General features: G+C 69.0%; 23 protein-coding genes and 1 pseudogene. 7 read left to right on the top strand and 17 right to left on the bottom strand.

The annotated features are described in order from the left end of the window. Window positions 1–32: 32 nt before the first annotated feature. Window positions 33–1,967, top strand: a complete 1,935-nt coding sequence (locus tag ACO2SS_RS21015) for an FUSC family protein (RefSeq protein WP_423279777.1) — start codon at window positions 33–35, stop codon at window positions 1,965–1,967. A gap of 172 nt (window positions 1,968–2,139) precedes the next feature. Beyond that, window positions 2,140–3,498 carry a TAXI family TRAP transporter solute-binding subunit gene (locus ACO2SS_RS21010; protein ID WP_423279776.1) on the top strand — a complete coding sequence of 453 codons (1,359 nt, stop codon included), beginning with the start codon at window positions 2,140–2,142 and terminating at the stop codon, window positions 3,496–3,498. A gap of 407 nt (window positions 3,499–3,905) precedes the next feature. Here the strand turns inward: ACO2SS_RS21010 and ACO2SS_RS21005 are convergent, their stop codons facing one another. Beyond that, window positions 3,906–4,316: a rhodanese-like domain-containing protein gene (locus tag ACO2SS_RS21005; RefSeq protein WP_423279775.1), complete on the bottom strand. Its 411-nt coding sequence runs from the start codon at window positions 4,314–4,316 to the stop codon at window positions 3,906–3,908. 66 nt (window positions 4,317–4,382) lie between these two features. On the opposite strand from ACO2SS_RS21005, the gene ACO2SS_RS21000 reads away from it, so the two are divergent. The 4 genes from ACO2SS_RS21000 to ACO2SS_RS20985 are packed head-to-tail and all read left to right on the top strand — an operon-like array spanning window position 4,383 to window position 5,952. Continuing rightward, window positions 4,383–5,090, top strand: a complete 708-nt coding sequence (locus tag ACO2SS_RS21000; RefSeq protein ID WP_423279774.1) for a DUF599 domain-containing protein — start codon at window positions 4,383–4,385, stop codon at window positions 5,088–5,090. A 7-nt stretch (window positions 5,091–5,097) separates the two neighbouring features. Then, window positions 5,098–5,388 carry a DUF3253 domain-containing protein gene (locus ACO2SS_RS20995; protein WP_423279773.1) on the top strand — a complete coding sequence of 97 codons (291 nt, stop codon included), beginning with the start codon at window positions 5,098–5,100 and terminating at the stop codon, window positions 5,386–5,388. Next, window positions 5,385–5,693, top strand: coding sequence for a YciI family protein (locus tag ACO2SS_RS20990; protein ID WP_423279772.1), 309 nt, complete (start codon window positions 5,385–5,387; stop codon window positions 5,691–5,693). Before ACO2SS_RS20995 ends, ACO2SS_RS20990 begins: the two co-directional genes overlap by 4 nt. Window positions 5,694–5,748: 55 nt before the next feature. Further along, window positions 5,749–5,952, top strand: a complete 204-nt coding sequence (locus tag ACO2SS_RS20985) for a YgaP family membrane protein (protein ID WP_423279771.1) — start codon at window positions 5,749–5,751, stop codon at window positions 5,950–5,952. Between the two features lie 25 nt (window positions 5,953–5,977). Here ACO2SS_RS20985 and ACO2SS_RS20980 read toward each other — a convergent pair whose 3' ends face one another. From ACO2SS_RS20980 to ACO2SS_RS20960, 5 genes are all read right to left on the bottom strand, one after another. Continuing rightward, the gene (locus ACO2SS_RS20980; RefSeq protein WP_423279770.1) at window positions 5,978–6,682 is read right to left on the bottom strand and encodes a ribonuclease activity regulator RraA; all 705 of its coding nucleotides are present in this window, start codon (window positions 6,680–6,682) and stop codon (window positions 5,978–5,980) included. Window positions 6,683–6,699: 17 nt separating this feature from the next. Beyond that, complete coding sequence (locus ACO2SS_RS20975; RefSeq protein WP_423279769.1) at window positions 6,700–7,536, bottom strand: aldo/keto reductase; 837 nt, start codon at window positions 7,534–7,536, stop codon at window positions 6,700–6,702. A gap of 153 nt (window positions 7,537–7,689) precedes the next feature. Further along, the gene (locus ACO2SS_RS20970) at window positions 7,690–8,550 is read right to left on the bottom strand and encodes a hypothetical protein (protein WP_423279768.1); all 861 of its coding nucleotides are present in this window, start codon (window positions 8,548–8,550) and stop codon (window positions 7,690–7,692) included. A gap of 98 nt (window positions 8,551–8,648) precedes the next feature. Further along, the gene (locus ACO2SS_RS20965; protein WP_423279767.1) at window positions 8,649–9,275 is read right to left on the bottom strand and encodes a glutathione S-transferase family protein; all 627 of its coding nucleotides are present in this window, start codon (window positions 9,273–9,275) and stop codon (window positions 8,649–8,651) included. A 45-nt stretch (window positions 9,276–9,320) separates the two neighbouring features. Beyond that, on the bottom strand, window positions 9,321–10,490 hold the full coding sequence (locus ACO2SS_RS20960) for an isovaleryl-CoA dehydrogenase (protein WP_423279766.1): 1,170 nt from the start codon (window positions 10,488–10,490) through the stop codon (window positions 9,321–9,323). 131 nt (window positions 10,491–10,621) lie between these two features. On the opposite strand from ACO2SS_RS20960, the gene ACO2SS_RS20955 reads away from it, so the two are divergent. Beyond that, window positions 10,622–12,205 carry an ABC transporter substrate-binding protein gene (locus ACO2SS_RS20955; RefSeq protein WP_423279765.1) on the top strand — a complete coding sequence of 528 codons (1,584 nt, stop codon included), beginning with the start codon at window positions 10,622–10,624 and terminating at the stop codon, window positions 12,203–12,205. Between the two features lie 65 nt (window positions 12,206–12,270). Here the strand turns inward: ACO2SS_RS20955 and ACO2SS_RS20950 are convergent, their stop codons facing one another. From ACO2SS_RS20950 to ACO2SS_RS20900, 11 genes and pseudogenes are all read right to left on the bottom strand, one after another. After that, window positions 12,271–13,059: a GH25 family lysozyme gene (locus tag ACO2SS_RS20950; RefSeq protein WP_423279893.1), complete on the bottom strand. Its 789-nt coding sequence runs from the start codon at window positions 13,057–13,059 to the stop codon at window positions 12,271–12,273. A gap of 213 nt (window positions 13,060–13,272) precedes the next feature. After that, window positions 13,273–14,340: an ABC transporter substrate-binding protein gene (locus ACO2SS_RS20945; RefSeq protein ID WP_423279764.1), complete on the bottom strand. Its 1,068-nt coding sequence runs from the start codon at window positions 14,338–14,340 to the stop codon at window positions 13,273–13,275. 3 nt (window positions 14,341–14,343) lie between these two features. Beyond that, window positions 14,344–14,676, bottom strand: a complete 333-nt coding sequence (locus ACO2SS_RS20940; RefSeq protein ID WP_423279763.1) for a hypothetical protein — start codon at window positions 14,674–14,676, stop codon at window positions 14,344–14,346. Then, window positions 14,673–15,431, bottom strand: coding sequence for an ABC transporter ATP-binding protein (locus ACO2SS_RS20935; RefSeq protein ID WP_423279762.1), 759 nt, complete (start codon window positions 15,429–15,431; stop codon window positions 14,673–14,675). Before ACO2SS_RS20935 ends, ACO2SS_RS20940 begins: the two co-directional genes overlap by 4 nt. A 198-nt stretch (window positions 15,432–15,629) precedes the next feature. Then, complete coding sequence (locus ACO2SS_RS20930) at window positions 15,630–16,439, bottom strand: ABC transporter permease (protein WP_423279761.1); 810 nt, start codon at window positions 16,437–16,439, stop codon at window positions 15,630–15,632. Continuing rightward, window positions 16,436–17,263 (bottom strand): ABC transporter permease, encoded by an 828-nt coding sequence (locus tag ACO2SS_RS20925; RefSeq protein WP_423279760.1) that lies wholly within the window; start codon window positions 17,261–17,263, stop codon window positions 16,436–16,438. The genes ACO2SS_RS20930 and ACO2SS_RS20925 overlap by 4 nt, the downstream gene beginning before the upstream one ends. After that, entirely contained in the window at window positions 17,260–17,784 is a 525-nt protein-coding gene (locus tag ACO2SS_RS20920; protein ID WP_423279759.1) for a 2,4'-dihydroxyacetophenone dioxygenase family protein, read from the bottom strand. The genes ACO2SS_RS20925 and ACO2SS_RS20920 overlap by 4 nt, the downstream gene beginning before the upstream one ends. Window positions 17,785–17,797: 13 nt before the next feature. Then, a complete protein-coding gene (locus ACO2SS_RS20915) occupies window positions 17,798–18,547 on the bottom strand; it encodes an SDR family NAD(P)-dependent oxidoreductase (RefSeq protein ID WP_423279758.1) in 750 nt (249 codons plus the stop codon). Next, on the bottom strand, window positions 18,544–19,275 hold the full coding sequence (locus tag ACO2SS_RS20910; protein WP_423279757.1) for a FadR/GntR family transcriptional regulator: 732 nt from the start codon (window positions 19,273–19,275) through the stop codon (window positions 18,544–18,546). Before ACO2SS_RS20910 ends, ACO2SS_RS20915 begins: the two co-directional genes overlap by 4 nt. Before the next feature lie 334 nt (window positions 19,276–19,609). Continuing rightward, complete coding sequence (locus ACO2SS_RS20905; protein WP_423279756.1) at window positions 19,610–19,846, bottom strand: DUF6894 family protein; 237 nt, start codon at window positions 19,844–19,846, stop codon at window positions 19,610–19,612. Between the two features lie 496 nt (window positions 19,847–20,342). Next, window positions 20,343–20,460, bottom strand: a pseudogene (locus ACO2SS_RS20900) (sugar O-acetyltransferase); the annotation flags it as partial.

Genomic DNA, 20,460 nt, shown 5'->3' with positions numbered 1-20,460 from the left:
TCCCGTGCGCCGCCTCCGGCGACGAGGCTGACATGACGGCCCTCACCGCGGCCTCCCGCCTGGGCTTCGATCCCGAGCGCCTCCGCTTCGGCCTGCGCACGGCCGCAGGCGCCTGCATCGCGCTGCTCGCGGCGTATCTTCTCGGCCTCGAGCATCCGCAATGGGCGGCCATGACGGTCTGGGCCGCGGCCCAGCCGGTGCGCGGCATGCTGCTCGAGAAGGGATTGTTCCGGGCCGCCGGAACCCTGGTCGGGATCGTGTTCGGGATCCTGCTGATGGTCCTGTCGGGCGGCAGCCCGATCGTCATCGTGCTCGGGCTCTCGATCTGGATCGGGCTCTGCGCCGCCGCTGGAAACGTCCTGCGCGGCTTCCTCTCCTATGGGGCGATCCTGGCCGGCTATTCCGCCTCGATGGTCCTGCTCCTCGATACGGGGCACCCCGACCGGATCCTCGCGCTCGGGCTCGATCGCTTCCTCACCGTTATGGTGGGCGTCGCGGTCGGGACGCTGACCGCGTTCCTGCTGACGCCGAAGGGCGCCGAGGATGCCATCGTGGGCCGCATGCGGCGCGTGGATGCGCGCGTGCTCCTGCACCTCGCCGCACGGCTCGGTGCGCCGGGGCAGGGCAGGGAGGACGAGACCCTTCTCCTCGGCGAGCTCGCCGCCATCGAGGAAGGGCTCGATCCGCACGCCGCGGGATCGATGCGCTCGCGCCGCGCCGCGCGCGTCTTCAGGGCCATCCTCATGGCGCAGGTGCGGGCCTTGCTCTGGGCGCGCGCCACGCGAGGCGAGCCGAGCCCCCATCCGGCCGCCGCTTGCCTCATCCAGGCCGCCCACGCGCTGGAGGCCGCGCGCCCGCTCGCGGAGGTGGTGCCCGCCATCGAGGAGGGCGCAGCGAAACTGGCGGACCAGCCGGAGCTGAAGGAGGCGCTCGGACAGCTCGCGCGGGCGATGCGGACGCGGCTCGCCGGGGACGAGGCCGAGCAAAGGCCGGAGCCGCTCGCCCAGTGGGCGGTCCTGCACCGCGACTGGCGCGGCGCCCGCGAGGCCATGATCCGCGCGACGGCCGTCATGCTGCTCGTCGGAGCCTTCTGGCTGGTGACCGGCTCGAGCGCCGGGCCCTTCGTGCTCCTCGGCACCTCCGTGATGATCTCGGTGTTCTCCACCTTCGAGAACCCGGCCCACGTGATGCGCTTCGTCTTCCTCGGGCAGGTGGTCGGGGCGCTCGCCGCCCTGGCCTGCCGCTGGGTCGTCTGGCCGCTCGCCACGGGCGAGACGCAGCTCGTCCTGATGATGGTGCCCTTCGTCCTGTCCGGGATCCTGCCCTTCGCGCACCGGCGGACGATCGCGGCCGGCACCGACTACAACATGATCCTCCTGCTGCTCCTGCAGCCGCATTATCCGCTGACCGGCGATTTCGCCCATTCGGTCGGGATCGCGCTCGGCGTCGTGGTGGCCCCGCTGATCGCGCTTGCCGCCTTCCGGTTCGTCTTCCCGGTCGATGCCGGGCGGCGCATGCACATGATCGCCGAGACGATCGTGCGGGAGCTGGAGAACATGGCGCGCTCGCCCCGCCCGGATGCCTCTCCGGTCGTGTGGCGCGCCCGTCTCGAGCATCGCCTGCTGCGGCTCCTGCGCTGGGGCGAGCGCTCCGGGACCGATCCGGCACCGCTCGTCGATGCGGGCCTCGCGGCCTTGCGCCTCGGAGAGGCGGTCCGGATCATGCGCCGGCTCGCGGGGGAGCCCGGCATGACGGCCGGCATCCAGCGAACGGCCGGGATCGCCCTGCAGCGGATTGCGCAGCTCGAAAGCGAGCCCGGGCGGGCGGCCCGAGCCATGGATCGGCTCGCCGCGCGGCTCGCTCCCCTCCGGCCGGGCGAGGCCGCACGCGTCGCGGACGCGGCGGGGCGCCTCCCGGCGGCCTCCGCCCTTCTTCGGCATGCACCTCGGCCTCGCCGGGAACCTTGAGCCCCGCCGCGTCATTGCGGACGCCGGATGCAATCCGCGACCCGCATTGGGGCAGGCTGAGATCATGATTCCGGAAAGGCGCAAGGAGGCGATGCGGGGCGGGTTGCGCGAGGGGCCGCGCGTCACGGCCCGCAGGGCGGCCTGACGCTTGCGCCGCTCGCGTCCATCTGCCGTGCCCTCGCTGCTGCGGCCCCTCCTGCGCGCCGAGAGCTGGCTGCTCATCCTGGCCCTCACCTTCGCGGGATGCGCTGCCTTCCTCTATTTCACGCGGGCGACCGTGCTCAGGGTGGGGGTTGCCTCCGAGGGCGGGACCGAGCCCGCCCTGCTCCAGGCCTATGCCGAGACCTCGGTGACGCGCCGGACGGGGATCAAGCTCGAGATCGTGTCGTTCGGCGGCCTGCGCGAGAGTGCCGAGGCGCTGGCCGCCGGCAAGGTCGACCTCGCGGTCGTGCGGCCCGACATCCTGGTGCCGGGCAATGGGCTGACGCTCGCCGTCATCCGCGAAGTGGCCGCCCTGGTCGTCGCGAAGGAGGGCGGCCCGGTGAAGCAATTCACTGACCTCGGCGGCAGGCGTCTCGGGCTCCTGCCCGGTCAGGCCGTGGACCGGCCGCTCATCGCCGCCATGCTCGGCCATTTCGGCCTCGAGCCGCGCGATGATCGCGCCGCCGGGCCGGTTCCGGAGGAGAGCGTGTCCCTCGTGCCCCTGGAGGAGGCGGATCTCGCCGCCGCCTTCGGATCGGGCCGGGTGGATGCCGTTCTCCTGCTGGAGACGCCCACCTCGCGGGGTGCGCGCCGCATCGTGCAGGCCCTCGACGAGGCGGCCGGCGAGCGGGCCCTCACCATCCTCGGCGTTCCCGACCCCGCCGCGATCGTCGCCACCCATGCCAAGCTGCAGACCGTGACGGTGCCGGCCTCGCTGTTCGGCGGCGACCCGCAGCTTCCCGCAGAGGACGTGACGACGATCGGCTCCTCGTACCGGCTCGTCGCGCGGGCGAGCCTTTCGCGCAGCGTCGCCGCCGAGGTCACGCAGCACATCTTCGAGCACAGGGCGGATGTCGCCGCCACGGTGCCGGCCGCGGACGACATCGCCTTTCCGGCCTACGACACGACGGCGGCCGCCACCACGGCCAAGCTGCCGAACCATCCCGGCGCGATCGATTATTTCGAGCGCGAGCAGGAGAGCTTCATCGAGCGCTACGAATCCTGGATCTACCTCGTCGCCATCCTGGGCGGCGGCTTCGGCTCGGCGCTCGCCTGGCTCCGGCAGACCGTATTCCGCATCCGGCGCGAGCGGATCCAGGTGGCAACCGCGCGCCTTCTCAGGATCCGGTCGGATGCGACGCGCACGCGCGAGCCCGACAAGCTGCGCGCGATGGCGGACGAGGTCGACAGCATCGCGGCGAACATCGCCCGCCAGGCGCTCCGCCGCCGGGCCGACTGGCGGCTGGTGGAGGCCGCCACCATCGCCATCGAGGCAGCCCGCTCGACCCTCGCACGGGCGCTCGGGCCGCAGGGCGGCAGTTCGGGCTGAGCGTCTTCCACCTCCCCGCTCGCCCCGGCGCAGGCCGGGGCCCACCCCCTGGGCACCGGCTTTCGCCGGTGTGAGCGGGCAAGGCCAGCTCAGCCTGGCACCCGGTTCAAGGCGGGACGCCCCCCACCCCGGTTCGAAGCTGCGCTTCGACTCGGCCCTCCCCACGAGGGGGAGGGGAGACCCCCGCTCGCCCCGGCGCAGGCCGGGCCCCCCCCTGGGCACCGGCTTTCGCCGGTGTGAGCGGGCAGGGTCAGCTCCGCTCGGCACCCGCTCGACGGCGGGACGCCCCCCGCCCCGGTTCGAAGCTGCGCTTCGACTCGGCCCCTCCCCACGAGGGGGAGGGGAGACAACACGCCCACCCCGCTCATCCCGGCGAAAGCCGGGAGCCACCCCGCCTGGACCTCCGCTCACCCCTTCTTCGGCGTCCAGGCCTCGACGGGGCCGCCCGCCTTCTTCCAGGCGCCGAACCCGCCCTCGATATGGGCCACGGGCTTCAGCCCCATGTCGTGCGCGGTCGCGGCCGCGAGGGCGGAGCGCATGCCGCCGGCGCAGAAGAAGACGAATCGCTTGTCCTGCGCGAAGATCGGCTTGTGGTAGGGGCTGTCGGGATCGATCCAGAATTCCAGCATGCCGCGGGTGCAGTGGAAGGCGCCCGGCACGCGGCCGTCGCGTTCGAGCTCGCGCGGATCGCGGATGTCGACGAGCACGACGTCGTCCCGCCCGTGGAGCTTCAGGGCCTCCTCGGCCGGGAGCGTCTCGATCTTGGCGTTGGCCTCGTCGACGAGCGTCCGGTAGCCGCGCGTGATGGTCTGGGGCATTTGGCTTGCATTCCTCCCGGCGCGGATTAGCGCTCCGCTGCTGGATCAGGTCAACGGGCGAGGGACATGCCGGTCGCGGCTTTCACGGTGGCGGATTACTGCGGGCTCGCCTTCTTCGTGGCGGCATGGCTCGCCTATTACGTCGCGGTCGAGCGGAGCGAGGCCGGGCGGCGCAGCCTGAACCGGGTCATGAATGCGCATCGCTACCACTGGATGCGCGGCCTCCAGGAGCGGGACAACCGCATCATCGACGCCAACATCAATGCCAGCCTGCAGAACGGCACGGCCTTCTTCGCCTCCACCTCGCTCCTGGCGATCGGCGGCTCGCTCACCCTCCTGCGCTCGACGGACGAGGTGCTGACGATCTTCGCCGAGATGCCGCTGGGCTTCGCGACGACGCGGCTCGCCTGGGAGGTGAAAGTGATCGGGCTGACGGTCATCTTCGTCTATGCCTTCTTCAAGTTCGGCTGGTCGTACCGGCTGTTCAATTACGGCGCGATCCTGATCGGGGCGGTGCCGAATCCCGGGTCGGCCACGAAGGAGGAGACGGAGCTCGCCGCATGGCGGGCCGCCTCCATGAACACGGTGGCGGGCCGGCATTTCAACCGCGGGCAGCGGGCCTTCTTCTTCGCGCTGGCCTATCTCGGCTGGTTCGTATCGGCCTATGTGCTCATCGCCGCGACCGCGGCCGTGCTGTTCGTGATGTGGCGCCGGCAATTCGCCTCGGATGCGCTCGCCGCGCTGAGCCGCGGCCCCTGGCCGCCGGCGCCGTGAGAGGACGATGATGAAGGTTGCACCGGAGCGGATCGAGGAGACGATCCTTGCCCTTGTCGAGGAGAGGGGGGCGGGCAAGACGATCTGCCCGTCGGAGGCCGCCCGCGCCATCGCGGGCAGCAAGCCGGACGAGTGGAGCCGGCTGATGGGACCCGTCCGGCAGGTCGCCGTGCGGCTCATGAAGGAGGGGCGGATCGTGATCCGCCGCAAGGGCCGCCCGGTCGATCCGGACGATTTCAGGGGCGTCTACCGCATCTCCGGGCCGGATGCCGGCACGCCGGGCGGAGAGGAGGAATGAGCCAGCTCTTCGCCGTCTTCCGCGAAAGGGCGGAGGCGTGGGACATTTCCGTGCCGGCGAGCGGCCAGGCGCATTGGGATGCGCACAGGGCCTGCCTGGCCGCCCTCGCCGAACGTGGCGTGCTGGAAGCCGGAGGTCCCTTCGAGGGGACGCGGGAGGTGATGCTCCTCGTGCGGGCAGCAAGCGAGGCGGAGGCTGAGCGGGAGGTCGCGGCCGATCCGTGGACCCGGCACGGGCTGCTGCGGACGACCCGCATCATGCGCTGGCGAGTGGCGGCGGGAGCGGCGGCCGGGCTGCGCTCTTGATGCGGCACCCGCAGCGCGAGATCATGAAGCTGCCATCCCCTCAGAGGGCAGCACAATGACCATCGAGCGCAGCATCCTCCTTGTGGTCGGGATCGTGGTTCTCGGCTCGGTTCTTCTTGCCGTGTACCAGAACATCAACTGGCTCTGGCTGACGGGCCTGATGGGGGCCCATCTCATCCAGGCATCCTTCACCGGGATGTGCCCGGTGGTGATGGCGCTCAAGCGGATGGGGCTTCCGTCGCGGCCGGCCTTCGGCTGAGCCGGCCGCACGGAGCCGGGCGGGCTCAGCCCTTCTTCATCTCGGCTTCGAAGCGGGCGCGGGTCTCCGCATTCATGGGGTAGAGGCCGGGCAGCGGCACGCCGCGCTCGACCTCCTTCATGATCCACATCTCCACGAGCTCCTGGTCGGGACCCGCCTTTGCGACGTCCTCCACCAGGGCTGCCGGGATGACGACCGCGCCGTCGCCGTCCGCCACGACGATGTCGTTCGGGAACACCGCGACGCCGCCGCAGCCGATCGGCTCGTTCCAGCCCACGAAGGTCAGGCCCGTGACGGAGGAGGGCGCCGCGATGCCGGAGCACCAGATCGGCAGGCCCGTCGCTTCGCAGCCGACGCCGTCCCGCATCACGCCGTCCGTCACCAGCGCCTGCACGCCGCGCTTCTTCATCCGGGCGCACAGGATGTCGCCGAACACGCCCGCACCGGGCACGCCCATCGCGTCGATCACCGCGATGCAGCCTTCCGGCATTGCCTCGATCGCGGCCCGCGTGGAGATCGGGGAAGACCAGGATTCGGGCGTCGCGAGGTCCTCGCGGGCCGGCACGAAGCGGAGCGTGAAGGCCGGGCCGACGAGCCGCTCCCCGGCATGGAAGGTCGGCCGAGGGCCCTGCATCCAGGTGCGCCGGACGCCCTTCTTCAGCAGCACCGTGTGGATGGTGCCGGTGGAGGTGGCGCGAAGCGCCTCCAAAATCGCCTTGTCGATCGTCATTTCGGAGTTTTCCTTGGTCAGCCTTTGTCCCAGGTCGGGGCGAAATCGGGCTCGACGACCCTGCCATCGGGGCGGGACAGGGCCGAGATCCTAGCCATCTCCTCCGCGGAGAGGGTGAAGTCGAAGACGTCCACGTTCTGCCGGATGTGCTCGCGGCTCCGCGAACGGGGAATGGCCACGATTCCCGGCTGCTGGACGTGCCAGCGCAGCACGATCTGGGAGACCGAGCGGCCATGCGCCGCTGCAATGGCCTTGAGGGTGCTGTCGTCCAGGAGGGCCGAGCGGCCGAGCGGGGAATAGGCGGTCATCGCCATCCCATGCCGCTCGCATGCCTGCTTCACGGCGCCCTGGTCGAGATAGGGATGGTATTCGACCTGGTTGCAGACCAGCGGCTCGGTCGCGAGCCTGACGGCCTCGTCCAGCATGGCGGAAGGATAGTTCGAGACCCCCACATGGCGGGCAAGGCCGCGGGCCTTCACGCGGCAGAGCGCGGCCGTCGAGTCGGCGAGCGGCACCGCCGGGTTCGGCCAGTGGATGAGAAGAAGGTCGACTTCGGAAAGGCCGAGCCGCTCGAGGCTGCCTTCGGCCGAACGCTCCAGGTCGCCCGGCGCGATGTCGGTCCACCAGACCTTCGTCGTGACGAAGATCTCGTCCCGGGGCAGGCCGCTCGCCCTTATCGCCTCCCCGACCGCCGCCTCGTTCCCATACATGCGGGCGGTGTCGATATGGCGGTAGCCGCCCTCGAAGGCCCAGCCGACGGCTTCGATGCAGGCCTCGTCGGCGAGGGTCCAGCTGCCGAAGCCGATTGCCGGGATGGCGGCGCCGTTCGCCATCACGAGAGGTGCCTGGGGCATGGTGGGATCCGCTTGTCGCCGCCGAGCGATGATCGTTCAGGGCGGGCGCGTCAACAGCCGCGATGAGCGCGGGACACCCCAACTCGTCGCCGGATACGGGTCTTTCGGCCCCGCGGAAGCCGCCGCGACAGAGAGGCCGGTGAGTGACCGCGCCTATTGAGGCGCGCTTCCGCCGGAGGAGCCCGCTCCGCCCGAAGGTGCCGGGCTCGCGCTCGATGCTGCCGAAGGCGGCCCAGCCGCGCCCTGGGTCGGTGTGCCCGTCGAACTCGATCCGGACGGAACGCCGGGCGTCGCGGGCGGGGCGAATTCGAACTCCTCGATCATCATGTCGCCGGGTTCGAACACGCCATAGGAATCGTCGCCGGTCTGGAAGCTCTGCACGGGCTTTGCGCCCGGCTTCGGCTTCATGGCGAGCACGCATTCGAGGCCGCCGATCGGGATCTGGGTGATGAAATCCCGCACGTCGGAGGGGGAGCAGATCGAGTCGGCGAGATTGAGCACGATGTTGCGGGTCTGGCCCGACTTCACCTTCTCCCTGATCTCGACATGCATCTTGGCAAGCAGGAAGTCCTTCACGGCCGCGGCATATTTCGGGTAGCCGCTCGTATCGCTGATCGAGTCGTCGAACTCGTCGAACGTGCTCCTCTCCCGTTGCTCGATGCGGGCGAGGCTGTAGAGCGCGAGCAGCCGGTGCGCCTGCTTTCCGACCGTCTTCTTCTCCGCCGGGCCCATCGCGGCGAAGTCGATGATCGGATTTCGGGGATGCCTGGCGACCGGCGAGTAGCAGTCGAAGATCCGGCCCTCTATGCGGAAGTCCGGATCCTTCGAGGCTTTCAGCCCGTCCGGCGGCTCGATCGTCGGCGAATGCTCGACCCTGAACTGGGCGAAGGCCAGCGCGTCGGCCGCCTCGTTCTGGCGGCGGATGCTCTGCTGCTTCACGCCGCCTTGGCTCTGGGCATCCTCGGGGATGCCGGTCGGAACGCCGCGCAGCTTTCCGGATCGCGTCAGTCCCATCGGGCCATCCCCGCTCGTCAGAGCGAAGGTGAACGAGAGCGCGTCGTCCGGGCGTGCCGGAGCGCACAGCCCGGGAGAAGACGCGGCCGGATGGCCGATCAGGTCACCGGAAGGGACAGGACCTGTTGGGCGCCCGGGCGCTGCTTCAGGCGCTCGTACCACGCCTCGACATTCGGGCACTTCCGGACCTGCATGGGCATGTTGAGGACGCGGTGCGCATAGCAGCCGGCCGATATGTCGCCCGCCGTGAAGGTGTCGCCCGCCACATAGGTCCGGCCGGCCAGCCAGCTATCGAGGACGCCCATGTTCTCGTCCGTCTTCCGGACGGACGTCCGGATCGCCGCCTCGTCGCGCTTCTCGGGTGGTGTCCGGATCAGGCCCCAGAAGGCGTCACGCAGGGAAGGCGTGGCGGTCGCCGATTGCCACTCCATCCAGCGGTCCGCGTCGGCCCGAACGCGCAGGTCCTCCGGCCAGAGCCCGGCCCCGGGATGCTTGGCCGCCAGGTAGCGGACGATCGCGTTCGACTCCCACAGGACGAAGCCGTCGTCCTCGATCGTCGGGACCAGCCCGTTCGGATTGAGCGCTCGGTATTCCGGCATGTTGACGATGCCGTGCTGGCCTCCGGCCTCGACCCTCTCGTAGGGAAGGCCGAGTTCGTCCAGGCACCAGGCAACCTTCTGGACATTGATCGAGGACAGGCGACCCCAGAGCTTCAGCACGGACATCTTCCTTAGTGACGATCGACAGTTGGTTGGCTTGGCGACGAGCCCTCAAGCGCTCTTCTCGAACAGCTCGCGCCCGATCAGCATGCGACGGATCTCGCTCGTTCCCGCGCCGATCTCGTAGAGTTTCGCGTCCCGGAGCAGGCGGCCGGTGGGATAGTCGTTGATGTAGCCGTTGCCGCCGAGAAGCTGAATCGCGTCGAGCGCGCATTGGGTCGCCTTCTCGGCCGCGTAGAGGATCGCTCCGGCGGCGTCCTCGCGAGTGGTCTCGCCCCGGTCGCACGCCTTGGCGACGGCATACACGTAGGCCTTGCAGGCATTCATGGTCACGTACATGTCGGCGACCTTGCCCTGCACGAGCTGGAAGGCGCCGATCGGCTGGCCGAACTGCTTGCGCTCGTGGACATAGGGCATGACCACGTCCATGCAGGCCTGCATGATCCCGAGCGGCCCAGCGGCGAGGACCGCGCGCTCGTAGTCGAGACCCGACATGAGGACGTTCACGCCGCGGCCGACCTCGCCGAGCACGTTCTCCTCCGGGACCTCGCAATCCTCGAAGACCAGCTCGCAGGTATCGGAGCCGCGCATGCCGAGCTTGTCGAGCTTCTGCGCGGTGGAGAAGCCCTTCATGCCGCGCTCGATGATGAAGGCCGTGATGCCGCGGGAGCCGGCATTCGGGTCGGTCTTGGCATAGACGACGAGCGTCTCGGCCTCGGGTCCGTTGGTGATCCAGAACTTGTTGCCGTTCAGCACGTAGCGGTCGCCGCGCTTCTCGGCCCGGGTCTTCATCGAGACGACGTCGGAGCCCGCGCCCGGCTCGGACATGGCGAGCGAGCCGACATGCTCGCCCGAGATCAGCTTCGGCAGGTACTTGCGCTTCTGCTCATCGGTGCCGTTGCGGCGGAGCTGGTTCACGCAGAGGTTCGAATGGGCGCCATACGACAGGCCGACCGAGGCCGAGGCACGGGAGACCTCCTCCATGGCGACGACGTGCTCGAGATAGCCGAGCCCGGTGCCGCCATACTCCTCCTCGACCGTGATGCCGTGGAGGCCGAGCGCGCCCATCCTGGGCCAGAGATCGCGCGGGAAGGTGTTGGTGCGGTCGATCTCGTCGGCGCGGGGCGCGATCTCGGCCGAGGCGAAGTCGCGGACGGTTTCGCGTATCGCGTCGGCGGTGTCGCCAAGATCGAAATCGAACTCGCGCGCATTCCTCAGCATGGCGTTCTCCCGTTTCGACCCTCCTTAAGGACCCTGAGGGCTCCTGTCATGCCGGGCGTTTTGAGGAAGATCGAACCGCTGGCGCGAAGCGTGCAGCGGTGAAAAACTCAGGCGGCAGCTGGGGGGCGACCATGGACAGACGGCAGTTCATCGCGGGGGCGGCGGCAACATCGGCGGGGCTCGCCTCTCCGGCGCTCGCGCAAGGGCCAAGCGCGCAGGTGCTGCGCTTCATTCCCCAGGCCGACGTGACGATCCTCGACCCGCTCGCCACGACGGCCTACCCGACCCGCAACCACGGCCACATGTGCTGGGACACGCTCTACGCGCAGGACGAGAACTTCGTGCCCCGGCCTCAACTCGCCGAGGGGCATGTGGTCGAGGATGACGGGAGGCGTTGGACCTTCACCCTGCGCGAGGGAGTACTCTTCCACGACGGGGAGAAGATCCGGGCCCGGGACGCGGTCGCGTCGATCAAACGCTGGCTGGCGCGCGACACCCATGGCCAGACCCTGTCGAAGCGGCTCGACGACATCCGCGTGGTCGACGACCGCCGCTTCGAGATGCGCCTGAACAGGCCTTTTGGCCTCATGCTGGACGCGCTCGGCAAGGTCTCGGGCTACCCGTGCTTCATCTATCCGGAGCGGTTCGCGACGACCGATCCCGCCCAGCCCTTCAAGGAGGTCGTGGGCTCCGGCCCCTATCGCTTCGCGGCTGACGAGCGGGTGCCGGGAGAGCGCACCGTCTATACGCGCTTCGACAGATACGTCCCGACCCCGGTGGGGACGCCGTCCATGCTGGCCGGCCCCAAGCTCGCTCACTTCGAGCGCGTCGAGTGGCGGGTCATCAACGACCCCGGCACGGCCTCCGCCGCGATGCAGGCCGGGGAGGCCGATTGGTGGGAGGTCGTCCCGCCGGACCTGAACGAGGTGGTCGGGCGCAGCCGCAACATTGCTCTCGAACGCATCGATCGTGGCGGCTTCTACGTGAGCCTGCGCTTCAACCAGCTGACCGGCCCCTTCGATGACGTCGCGGTGAGGCGCGCCCTCCTGAAAGCCGTGTCGCAGGAGGATTTCATGGCAGCCGTCGCCGGAGACGAGAAGAACTGGCGAGCGGGCGTCGGAGCCTTCCCGGTGGACAGTCCGCTGGCCAACGACGAGGGGCTGGCTGCGCTGACCGGGCCGCGCGACATCGCCGGCGCCAAGGCGGCGATCGCCGCGGCCGGGAAGGCCGGCGCCAAGACCGTCGCGCTGCACGCGACGGACATCGCGAACCAGCATGCGCTGATGTCCGTCGGGGTCGATCTCCTGCGCCAGGTGGGGCTCGGCGTGGAGGACGCCGTTTCCGACTGGGGCACGCTGCTGCAGCGCCGGAGCAATCGCCGGCCCTTGGACCAGGGCGGCTGGAGCGCGCTCATCGTCCTTCTGTCGGGGACGGAGCTGAATACGCCGGCCGGGCATCTTCTGCTGCGCGGCAATGGCGCCGATGCCTGGTTCGGCTGGCCGACGGCGCCGAAGCTCGAGGCGCTGCGCGACGCGTGGTTCGACGCGCCCGACCTGGAGAGCCAGAAGAAGCTGGCGCGGCAGATACAGGCACAGGTTTTCGAGGACGTGCCCTACATCCCGCTCGGCCAGTACTTCATGAACTCGGCCCTGCAGAAAAACCTGGCGGAGTTCCGCCGCGGGTTCCCGCTGCCGATCAATGTCAGGCGCGCCTGATCAGGAATCGAAAAGCCCGGGCGAATGCCCGGGCCCTCAGACCGAATGACTTTGTGGAGTCCTGCTCAGTTCGAGGCGTAACGCGTCGACGGGCAGGTGTGGCGCGGATCGCAATCGTTCTGCAGGAAGGCTCGCCAGTCCTTCTCGCTGCCATAGAAGGCGTTGCGGTCGACGTCGCCCTTGATGCCGGGGACGCGGCCGGTCGTCGTGAACTGCCACATCGTCCACTTCCGATCGCGGTAGCGATGGTGCGGCTCCGCGGCCGTCGAGCGGATCCAGTGCGGATAGTCGAGGAGTTCGCCCTCGAGGACATCCTCGTGGAACGGAATATCGGTGTAGATGATCGGGCGCTTGCCGGTGTGGCGCTCCATCTCGTGGAGCATGTGCCGGATCATCCCCAGCGCGGTCTCCTTGTCGAGCTTGTATGGGCAGGTCTTCGACTCGCCGTTCCACTCGACGTCCAGCACGGGCGGCAGGGCATCGGGGTCGTTCGGCACGTTCTGCTTGAACCAGCGGGCCTGGTCGGCCGCGGGACGGCACCAGAACATGAAGTGATAGGCGCCACGCACCATCCCGGCGTCCTTCGCGCCGTACCAGTTCTCGATGAAGCGCGGATCGATGTGGTCGCCGCCCTCGGTGGCCTTGATGAAGGCGAAGCGCTTGCCCGAGGATGCGACCGAAGCCCAGTCGATCTTGCCCTGCCAGCGGGAGACGTCGATGCCCTGGACCGGCATCCTGTGCGCCTTCTCGACGCCGGGATGGGGCCTGACATCCCCGAGCTTGCCGTAGGAGGAGGTGTTCTGAGCGCAGGAAGCGAGCGCCAAGGCCACTCCCGCAACGGCGATCCCGCGCATGGCGCGGCGGATGGTCTGGGCGGGGGTGAAGGCGAATGGCATTCGGCCGTCGCTCTCTCTACGCAGCTACGATCGTTACCGAATGCCCGTACTCCGGTTAACAGGGGTTTGACTGCGAGAGAGCACAAATCCGAAAAGCGTTGCGGCCCGGCAACATAGTGGTGCCGGGCCGCCGCGAAGTGGGAAGACGGTTAAGAGAAGTGGGACTTGCCGTCAGGCCTTGAAGACGTAGCCCGGCTTGATCTGCGCGGCCTCCGGGATCGGCGGCAGGTCGGCGAAGAGCCCCGGATGGTCGGCCATCACCTTCAGGATGTGCTTCGGCTCGATGTGCTTGTTCACGTCGAAGGTGTCCTTCAGGAAGCCGAGCCGGTGCAGCCGCTGCTGGGCGGCGTGCAGCCCGGCATAGTTATTGGCCGAGAGCCGCCGGTCCGCCTGCTGGATGTTGAACTCCATGGCGGCCTCCGCGATCTCGATCTTGAGGCCGGGCACCCAGCGGGTCGCCACTTGCGCGGCGCGCTTCGGGTTCTTCCGCATCCACTGGTCGGCCTCGGACACGCCGGCGAGGAATTTTTCGATCGTGGCGCCGTTCTTCGCGATCCAGTCCCGGGTCGCGACGTTGAAGCCGATATACGAAATCACCTCGCCGCCACGGATGATCTCGACCGCGCCGGGTACGTCCTTCACGGCCACGATCGGCCACGGGTCCCAGGCGGAGAACGCGTCGACGCCCTTCGAGAGCAGCGCCACGGTCATGTCCGGCGGCGGCGTGTTGACGAGCGTGACGTCGTTCGGCGTGAGCCCCGCTTTCTCGATCAACGCCAGGATGTAGAGGTGGTTGATCGTCCCGAAGGATGTTGCGATCTTCTTGCCTTTCAGGCTGGCAAGGTCGCCCTTCTTGATCCCGGACGCATCGCTCGCGATCAGCGCCATGGTCGAATCAGAGCCAAGCTTTGCGGCGCTTCCCGAGAAATTGCCGAGCGCCATGAGATCCATCCCACGCAGGACGGCTCCGATCATCGGCACGCCGACCTGAACGATCTGCGTCTCGCCGGCCTGCAGGGCGTTCAGGGCGTCGACGCCGGTCGCGTAGGGCCGGGCGATCTCCACGTCGAGCCCGTACTTCTCGAAGAAGCCGCGCTCGAGTGCGATCGGCAGGCCGATCTGGTCGATCGCCGAGACCATGCCGGCCTTGATCTTCGTCATCTCCTGCGCCCGTGCGGCGCCGGCCCCGACCAGCGCCGCGGCCGCAACCGATGCCCCCAGAAACTCGCGTCGTCTCATCCGTTACCCTCCCTCTTCCATTGGGCCGACGCGCCGCACCCAGTAGGGGCGGGCGACGGCGTTGAGATCGTCTTGTTTCACTCCCCGTACTTCGACGGAGTTGTCCTCGGTGCCCGAGACGCGGCCGAAGCGCTGCATCTCGAGCACGTGGAATCGCTCGGGCGGGAAGGACAGCGTCACCAGGACGTTGACGCGCGGCCGCCCCTCCCGGAGCTCGGGCGCGACCTTTCCCGTTGCCGCCAGCGTCAGCCAGCCCTGCCAGCCGAGATAGACGGCAAGGAACGCCAGGATGATGCGGCCCCGCGTGGAGGCAAGGACCGCCCGAAGCAGCTTCATGCCGAGCGGACCATCTGCAGCACCTCGGCCGAGAGGCGCTTGAACTCGTCCTGTTCCGTGACCTCGTCCCAGACCCTCGGCCGGGACAGCGTGACCGGGATGTCGCGCAGCACGCGGCCCTTCGAGAGCACGACCACGCGGTCCGCCAAGAACACCGCCTCGGCGACATCGTGCGTGATGAAGAGCACGGTGTGCTGCTTCTCCTGCCAGATGCGGGTCAGCTCCTCCTGCAGCGTCATGCGGGTCTGCGCATCGACGCTGGCGAAGGGCTCGTCCATCAGCAGGACGTCGGGGTCGTTCGCGAGGGCCCGCACCACGCCGACCCGCTGCTGCATGCCGCCGGAGAGCTCGTTCGGGTAGCGCTCCGCCGCATGCGAGAGCCCTGCGAGCGCCAGGTATTCGCGCGCGATCCGGTCGCGCTCGGGCTTGGCGACGCCGCGCATCTTCGGCCCGAACCCGACATTGTCGAGCACGGTCTTCCAGGGAAACAGCGCGAAGGACTGGAACACGACGCCGCGATCGGCGCCCGGCCCCTTCACGGGGCGGCCGCCGACGCGGATCTCCCCGCCGGTCACCGGCAGGAATCCCGCCACCATGTTCAGGATCGTGGTCTTGCCGCAGCCGGAGGGGCCGACCACCGACACGAACTCGCCCTCGCGGATATCGAGCGAGACATCGTGAACGGCCGTGACGTTCGTGCCCGCATAGGGGTCGAAATAGGTCTTCTGCAGGTTGCGGATCTCGAGGGACTTCATTGCCTGTCTCCCCTTCTCCCCGTCGCCGATGGGGAGAAGTCGAGTTGCGCGTCAGCGCAACCGGATGAGGGGCTTGCGAGCGAAGGCCGTTGCCGCTCACCCGGACGCCCGCTGCTGCGGGCTGCTCGACCCTCGGGTCCGAGCCCGAGGGCAGGCCCTCTCCCCGCAAGCGGGGAGAGGAGGACGATGCGAGCGACCTCACACACGCTGCACCAGCCCCCAGCGCTGCCCGGTCGCCCGCTCGATGGGCGCGAGGATCCAGGCATCGACCACGTACCAGAGGAGGCCGAGCACGATCATGCCGAGCACGATCTCCATGGCCGAGCCGGCGCGGCGCGCGTCGAACATCATGAAGCCGATGCCGCTCGTCCCGACGATGATCTCGGCCGCGATCAGGGCGCGCCAGCCGTAGCCGAGCCCATTGCGCAGGCCGGTGACGATGTTCGGCAGCGCGCCGGGCAGGATCACCTCCGTCAGCACCCGCCAGCGCGGAGCCCCGAGGCTGAGCGCCGCCCGCGGCAGGTCGCGCGGGACGGAGCGCACGCCGAGCACGGTGTTGAACACGACCGGGAAGATCACCGTGTAGACGATGACGAAGGTCATCGTCGTGATGCCGAAGCCGAACCAGATCAGGAGGATCGGCAGCCAGGCGATGTCGCCGATCGCTTGGAAGAACAGGATGATCGGCCAGGTTGCGCGATAGGCCGTCTGGCTCAGGCCGACCAGGATGCCGAGCGGGATCCCGATCGCCATGCCGAACGCGGCGCCGAGCGCCAGGCGGCCGATCGAGTCCTCCAGGTAGGCCGGCAGGATGCCCTTGTAGGTCAGGTCGACGAAACCCTTCGCGACCTCCACCGGCCCCGGGAAGAAGGCGCGCGGGAAGACCTGGAGGGAGGCGACCAGCCACCAGAGCGCGACCACGGGGATGAAGGGCACGAGCGCGGCGAGGGCGGGCCAGCGCGCGGTCCAGCGGGCATAGTAGCCCCAGGCTTGCAGGGCGGGGTTCATGAGCGGGTCACCAGGCCCCAGCGCTCGATCGTGGCGCGTTCGAGGGGCGCGAGCAGCAGCCGGTCGATGAGGAGCCAAAGGACGCCGATGACGATCATGCCGAGCACGATCACCTCGGTCCGGTAGAAGTCTCGGGCGACGAAGAGCATGTAGCCGAGCCCGACATTGGTCGCGATCATCTCGGCCGCGATGAGCCCGCGCCAGGCGAAGCCGAGCCCGGTGCGGATGCCGGTCACGATGTTGGGCAGGGCCCCCGGCAGGAGCACCTCGGTCAGCATGCTCCAGCGGCCCGCGCCCAGCGAGGCGGCGGCATGCCGGAGCCGCATCGGGATGGCGGAGACGCCGAGCAGCGTGTTGTAGGTGACGATGAAGAAGACGGCGTTGAAGATCACGAAGGTGATCGCCCCGAACCCGTAGCCGAACCACAGCGTCGCGATCGGGATCCAGGCGATGCCGGCGAGGACGGAGAAGAAGCGGAAGAGCGGCGTCAGGAAGGTCGAGATCCCGGTGCTGACGCCCATGGCGATGCCGAGCGGGACCGCGACCAGGATGCCGAGCGCCGTGCCGACGAGCACGCGGCCGAGGCTCGCGCCGACATGGGCGAAGAGGCTCCCGTCCCGCAGCGACTCGACCAGCGCACCCCAGACCATGCCGACGCCCGGAAACACGCGCGGGTTCACGTCGAACACGTTCGTGACGACCGGCCAGAGCAGGAAAAGGCAGAGAAGGGGCAGGAGGAACGTCACCGCGCCGGCGACCCGCCGCGAGATGGGCGAGCCAGCGAAAGGCGCACGCGCCGCGATGGAACTCGCCGGAGCGCTCATCGGATGAACTGGTCGATGTAGTCGGCGCCCAGGCCGTTCGTGGAATAGTGGGCGCGGCACTTGTCGATACGGGTGAAGACGTCGTCGTAGCCGGTCGTATTGCCGTCCGGGTCGACATAGATCATCGCGCCGTTCACCTGGAACAGCGTGATCATCTCCTCGACATGGGGGTCGACGACGAGCGTGTGGGTCTCGCCGGGCGCCTCGTAGACGTAGCCGCCCTCAGTCGCGACCCAATCATGCTCGAGGTAGCGCCACTCGCCCTTCAGCACGAAGCCGTGGACCGGCAGGGGATGCCGGTGGCGCGACAGCACGCCGGACTTCCGCACCTTCAGGAGGTTCATCCAGTAGCCGCGCGACACGCACATCAGGAGCGGGCGGAACCAGACATTCTCCTCCACCGGAACCCAGATGCGCTCGTCCGTCGGGATCGCGTTCGGGACGATCAGCTCGGGCGGCGATTCCTTGGGCTGCGGATGCCGGTAGGGAGTCCATTTCGGATTGGCCGGGGCGTCGGACATGGAGGTGCTCCGATCAGATCGTGAGATAGCCGCCGTCGACGGCGAGGATGGCGCCGGTGACGAAGCGCGCGGCGGGCGAGGCGAGGAAGACGACCGCGTCGGCCACCTCCTCGGGCGTGCCCCAGCGGCCCATCGGCGTGCGGGAGAGGATCGGCGCCGAACGCTCGGGATCGTCCTGCAGGGCCTGGGTGAGGGCCGTGGCGATCCAGCCGGGCGCGACCGCGTTCACGCGGATGCCGTCCTTGGCCCAGGCCGCCGCGAGGCTCTTGGTGAGCTGGCCGACGCCGCCCTTCGAGGCGCTGTAGCCCGGGCCGCGCGGCGCGCCGAAGAAGGTCAGCATGGAGGCGAGGTTCACCACGGAGCCGCCGGAAGCCGCGAGCTTCGCCTTCGCGGCGGACGCGACCCGCATCGTGCCCGTCAGGTTGACGGCGACGACGTCCGCGAAGACCTCCGGATCGTGCTCCGCATCCCGCCGGATCATGCCGGCCGCGTTCACCAGCACGTCTACATTCGGCATGGCCGAGATCGCGGCCTCGATCGCGGCCGGATCGCGGACGTCCAGGGTCTCGAAGCCGATCCCTGCATTCGCCGCCTCCGCGGCGGCGCGCTCCCGCTCCGTCGCCGTGGCTCCCGTCGCCGTGACGGACGCGCCGAGATCCCGGAAGGCACGCGCGCAGGCGAGGCCGATCCCGCTCGTGCCGCCCGTCACGAGGACGGAGCGACCTGCAAACAGGTCGGGAAGATAGGTCGCCTTCCGTGTCATGCCGCGGCGTCTCGCTTGTCCCTCTCGCCTGCCGCGAGCGCATCCCGGGTCTGGTTCAGGAGACGGTTCATCCACTCGCGTGCCGTCTCGGGCTCGCCCCGCTCGATCGCCTCCAGCACGGCGAGGTGGTTCGGCAGGTTGCCCTCGAGCAGGGGGGCCGCGACGTCGAACACGGCGCTGAGGATCGCGTCGATGCCGGCGCGGAAGCTGGCGAGCACCGGATTATGCGTGGCGTGGAGGATCGCGAGGTGAAAGGCCTTGTCGGCCTCGATGGCGGCCTCCAGGTCGCCGACCGTCTCTTCCATCCGGTGATAGGCCTGGCGGATGCGGAGCTTGTCGTCGGGGCCGGCCCGCTCTGCCGCAAGCGCGGCGGCGCCGGGCTCGATGATGCGGCGCGTCTCGTCGAGGGCGACGAGCAACTCGCGGTCGATGCCCCCGGCCCGGATCCATTGCAGGACGTCCCGGTCCAGCAGGCTCCAGTCGCGGCGCGGCAGCACATGCGTGCCGTGCCGCGGCCGGACCGTCACGAGGCCCTTGGTGGCGAGGATCTTCACGGCCTCGCGCACGACGCCGCGGCTCGCGCCATAGCGCGCTTCCAGGTCGTGTTCGGGGGGAAGGGGCGCGCCGGGCGGAAACTCGCCCCTGGCGATGCCGCCGCCGAGATTGGCAACGACCTTGCCGATCTTGCCGGGCTTCGTGCCGGCGCGCGGGCCGAGCGGCGCCTGCATCAGCGGCCGCCCTCGTCGGTCTTCGGAATTCGGGCGCAGCCATGCGGCGCGCATGCGTCATGCCGGTGCATGACTGTCCTCCCAGCACCCGCTCTGCGGCGGTGATTGCGGCAAAGCTGGCACGTCTTGCCGCAGCAGGCAACAAAGATCTGACGTTTAACGTCGGATGTTCGACAGGTTCGCTGCGAGCAGGCGCAGCCGATGCCGTCCGCTGACGCTTTCCAGGATGTTGCGGAGCGCCTGCCGCCGCCCGCCGGCTACACGAGACCGGTCATTTTCACTTGGGTCGCCGTCTAAGCGCCGAAAGCGGGATTGCCGGGCATCGAAGGCCTGTTCATCCGATGATCTTCAGCCGAAAGGAAACAGCGGCGCAGAACAGGGGATTCCGGCTCTCGTCCGAGACATCGATCGCGAGTTCGCGGTGCTCCGGCCCGGACAATCGTTCCCTTGCCACTTCACCGAGCGCCCGGATGGCCAGATCGCGCGCCTGGCAGGCGTCGTGGCAATCGATCCCTTCCTCGTCAGAGACGAGATCAGGTCCATTACGATGGTCGAAGTAGAAGCGAGGCATGGTCGAAGGTCCTCAACCCAGTCGCGCCGCAAAAGATCCAAGAACAGACGTCCGAGCGCCCAACTCGCCGGCCTCGATCCGGAACGGGGCAAGCGCCCGCGCGAGCACATCGCAGCCATGCGGACGTGCGGGGCGGACCTCGGCTGTGTTCGCCGACATTTCGATCATACGAATGTCGCGCTCGAAGTGATTCATCGGGTGTCTGTGGCAACGAATGAGGGCGGCGGCAGGTACAAAGGTTAATGCCCGCCCCTCGGTCCGCTCTCGTACGCCCGACCCGCTCCGCAGCGGACTGCCTGCGGGTGCCGCTCGATGAAGCAGACGATCCGGGGTCGTCCGGACTTCGGCCCGAGGCCTTCCAGTCCGGGAGATTGTCGTCGGGGGGAACGGTGGTGCCGGCGGGCGTGAACCCCGACAAGCGGCCCGAGCTTTCTGTATTGCGTTCGGCCGGCCTGGCCAGCGTATTGGGAGCGTGCAGCGGCGTCGGCCAACGACCCTAAGCAGACTTGAAGCCGGTCCGATCAGCTTCCGTAATTGAGCGGATTACCCGACAGGGAACGCCTGCGGCGATCACGTTCGGCGGCACGTCCTTCGTCACGACACTGCCCGCCCCG

This window comes from Enterovirga sp. CN4-39 (assembly GCF_049446235.1).
Taxonomy (GTDB): domain Bacteria; phylum Pseudomonadota; class Alphaproteobacteria; order Rhizobiales; family Beijerinckiaceae; genus Enterovirga.
The sequence above is the reverse complement of the archived record's forward strand: the minus strand, read 5'-3'. Positions and strand labels throughout refer to the sequence as shown.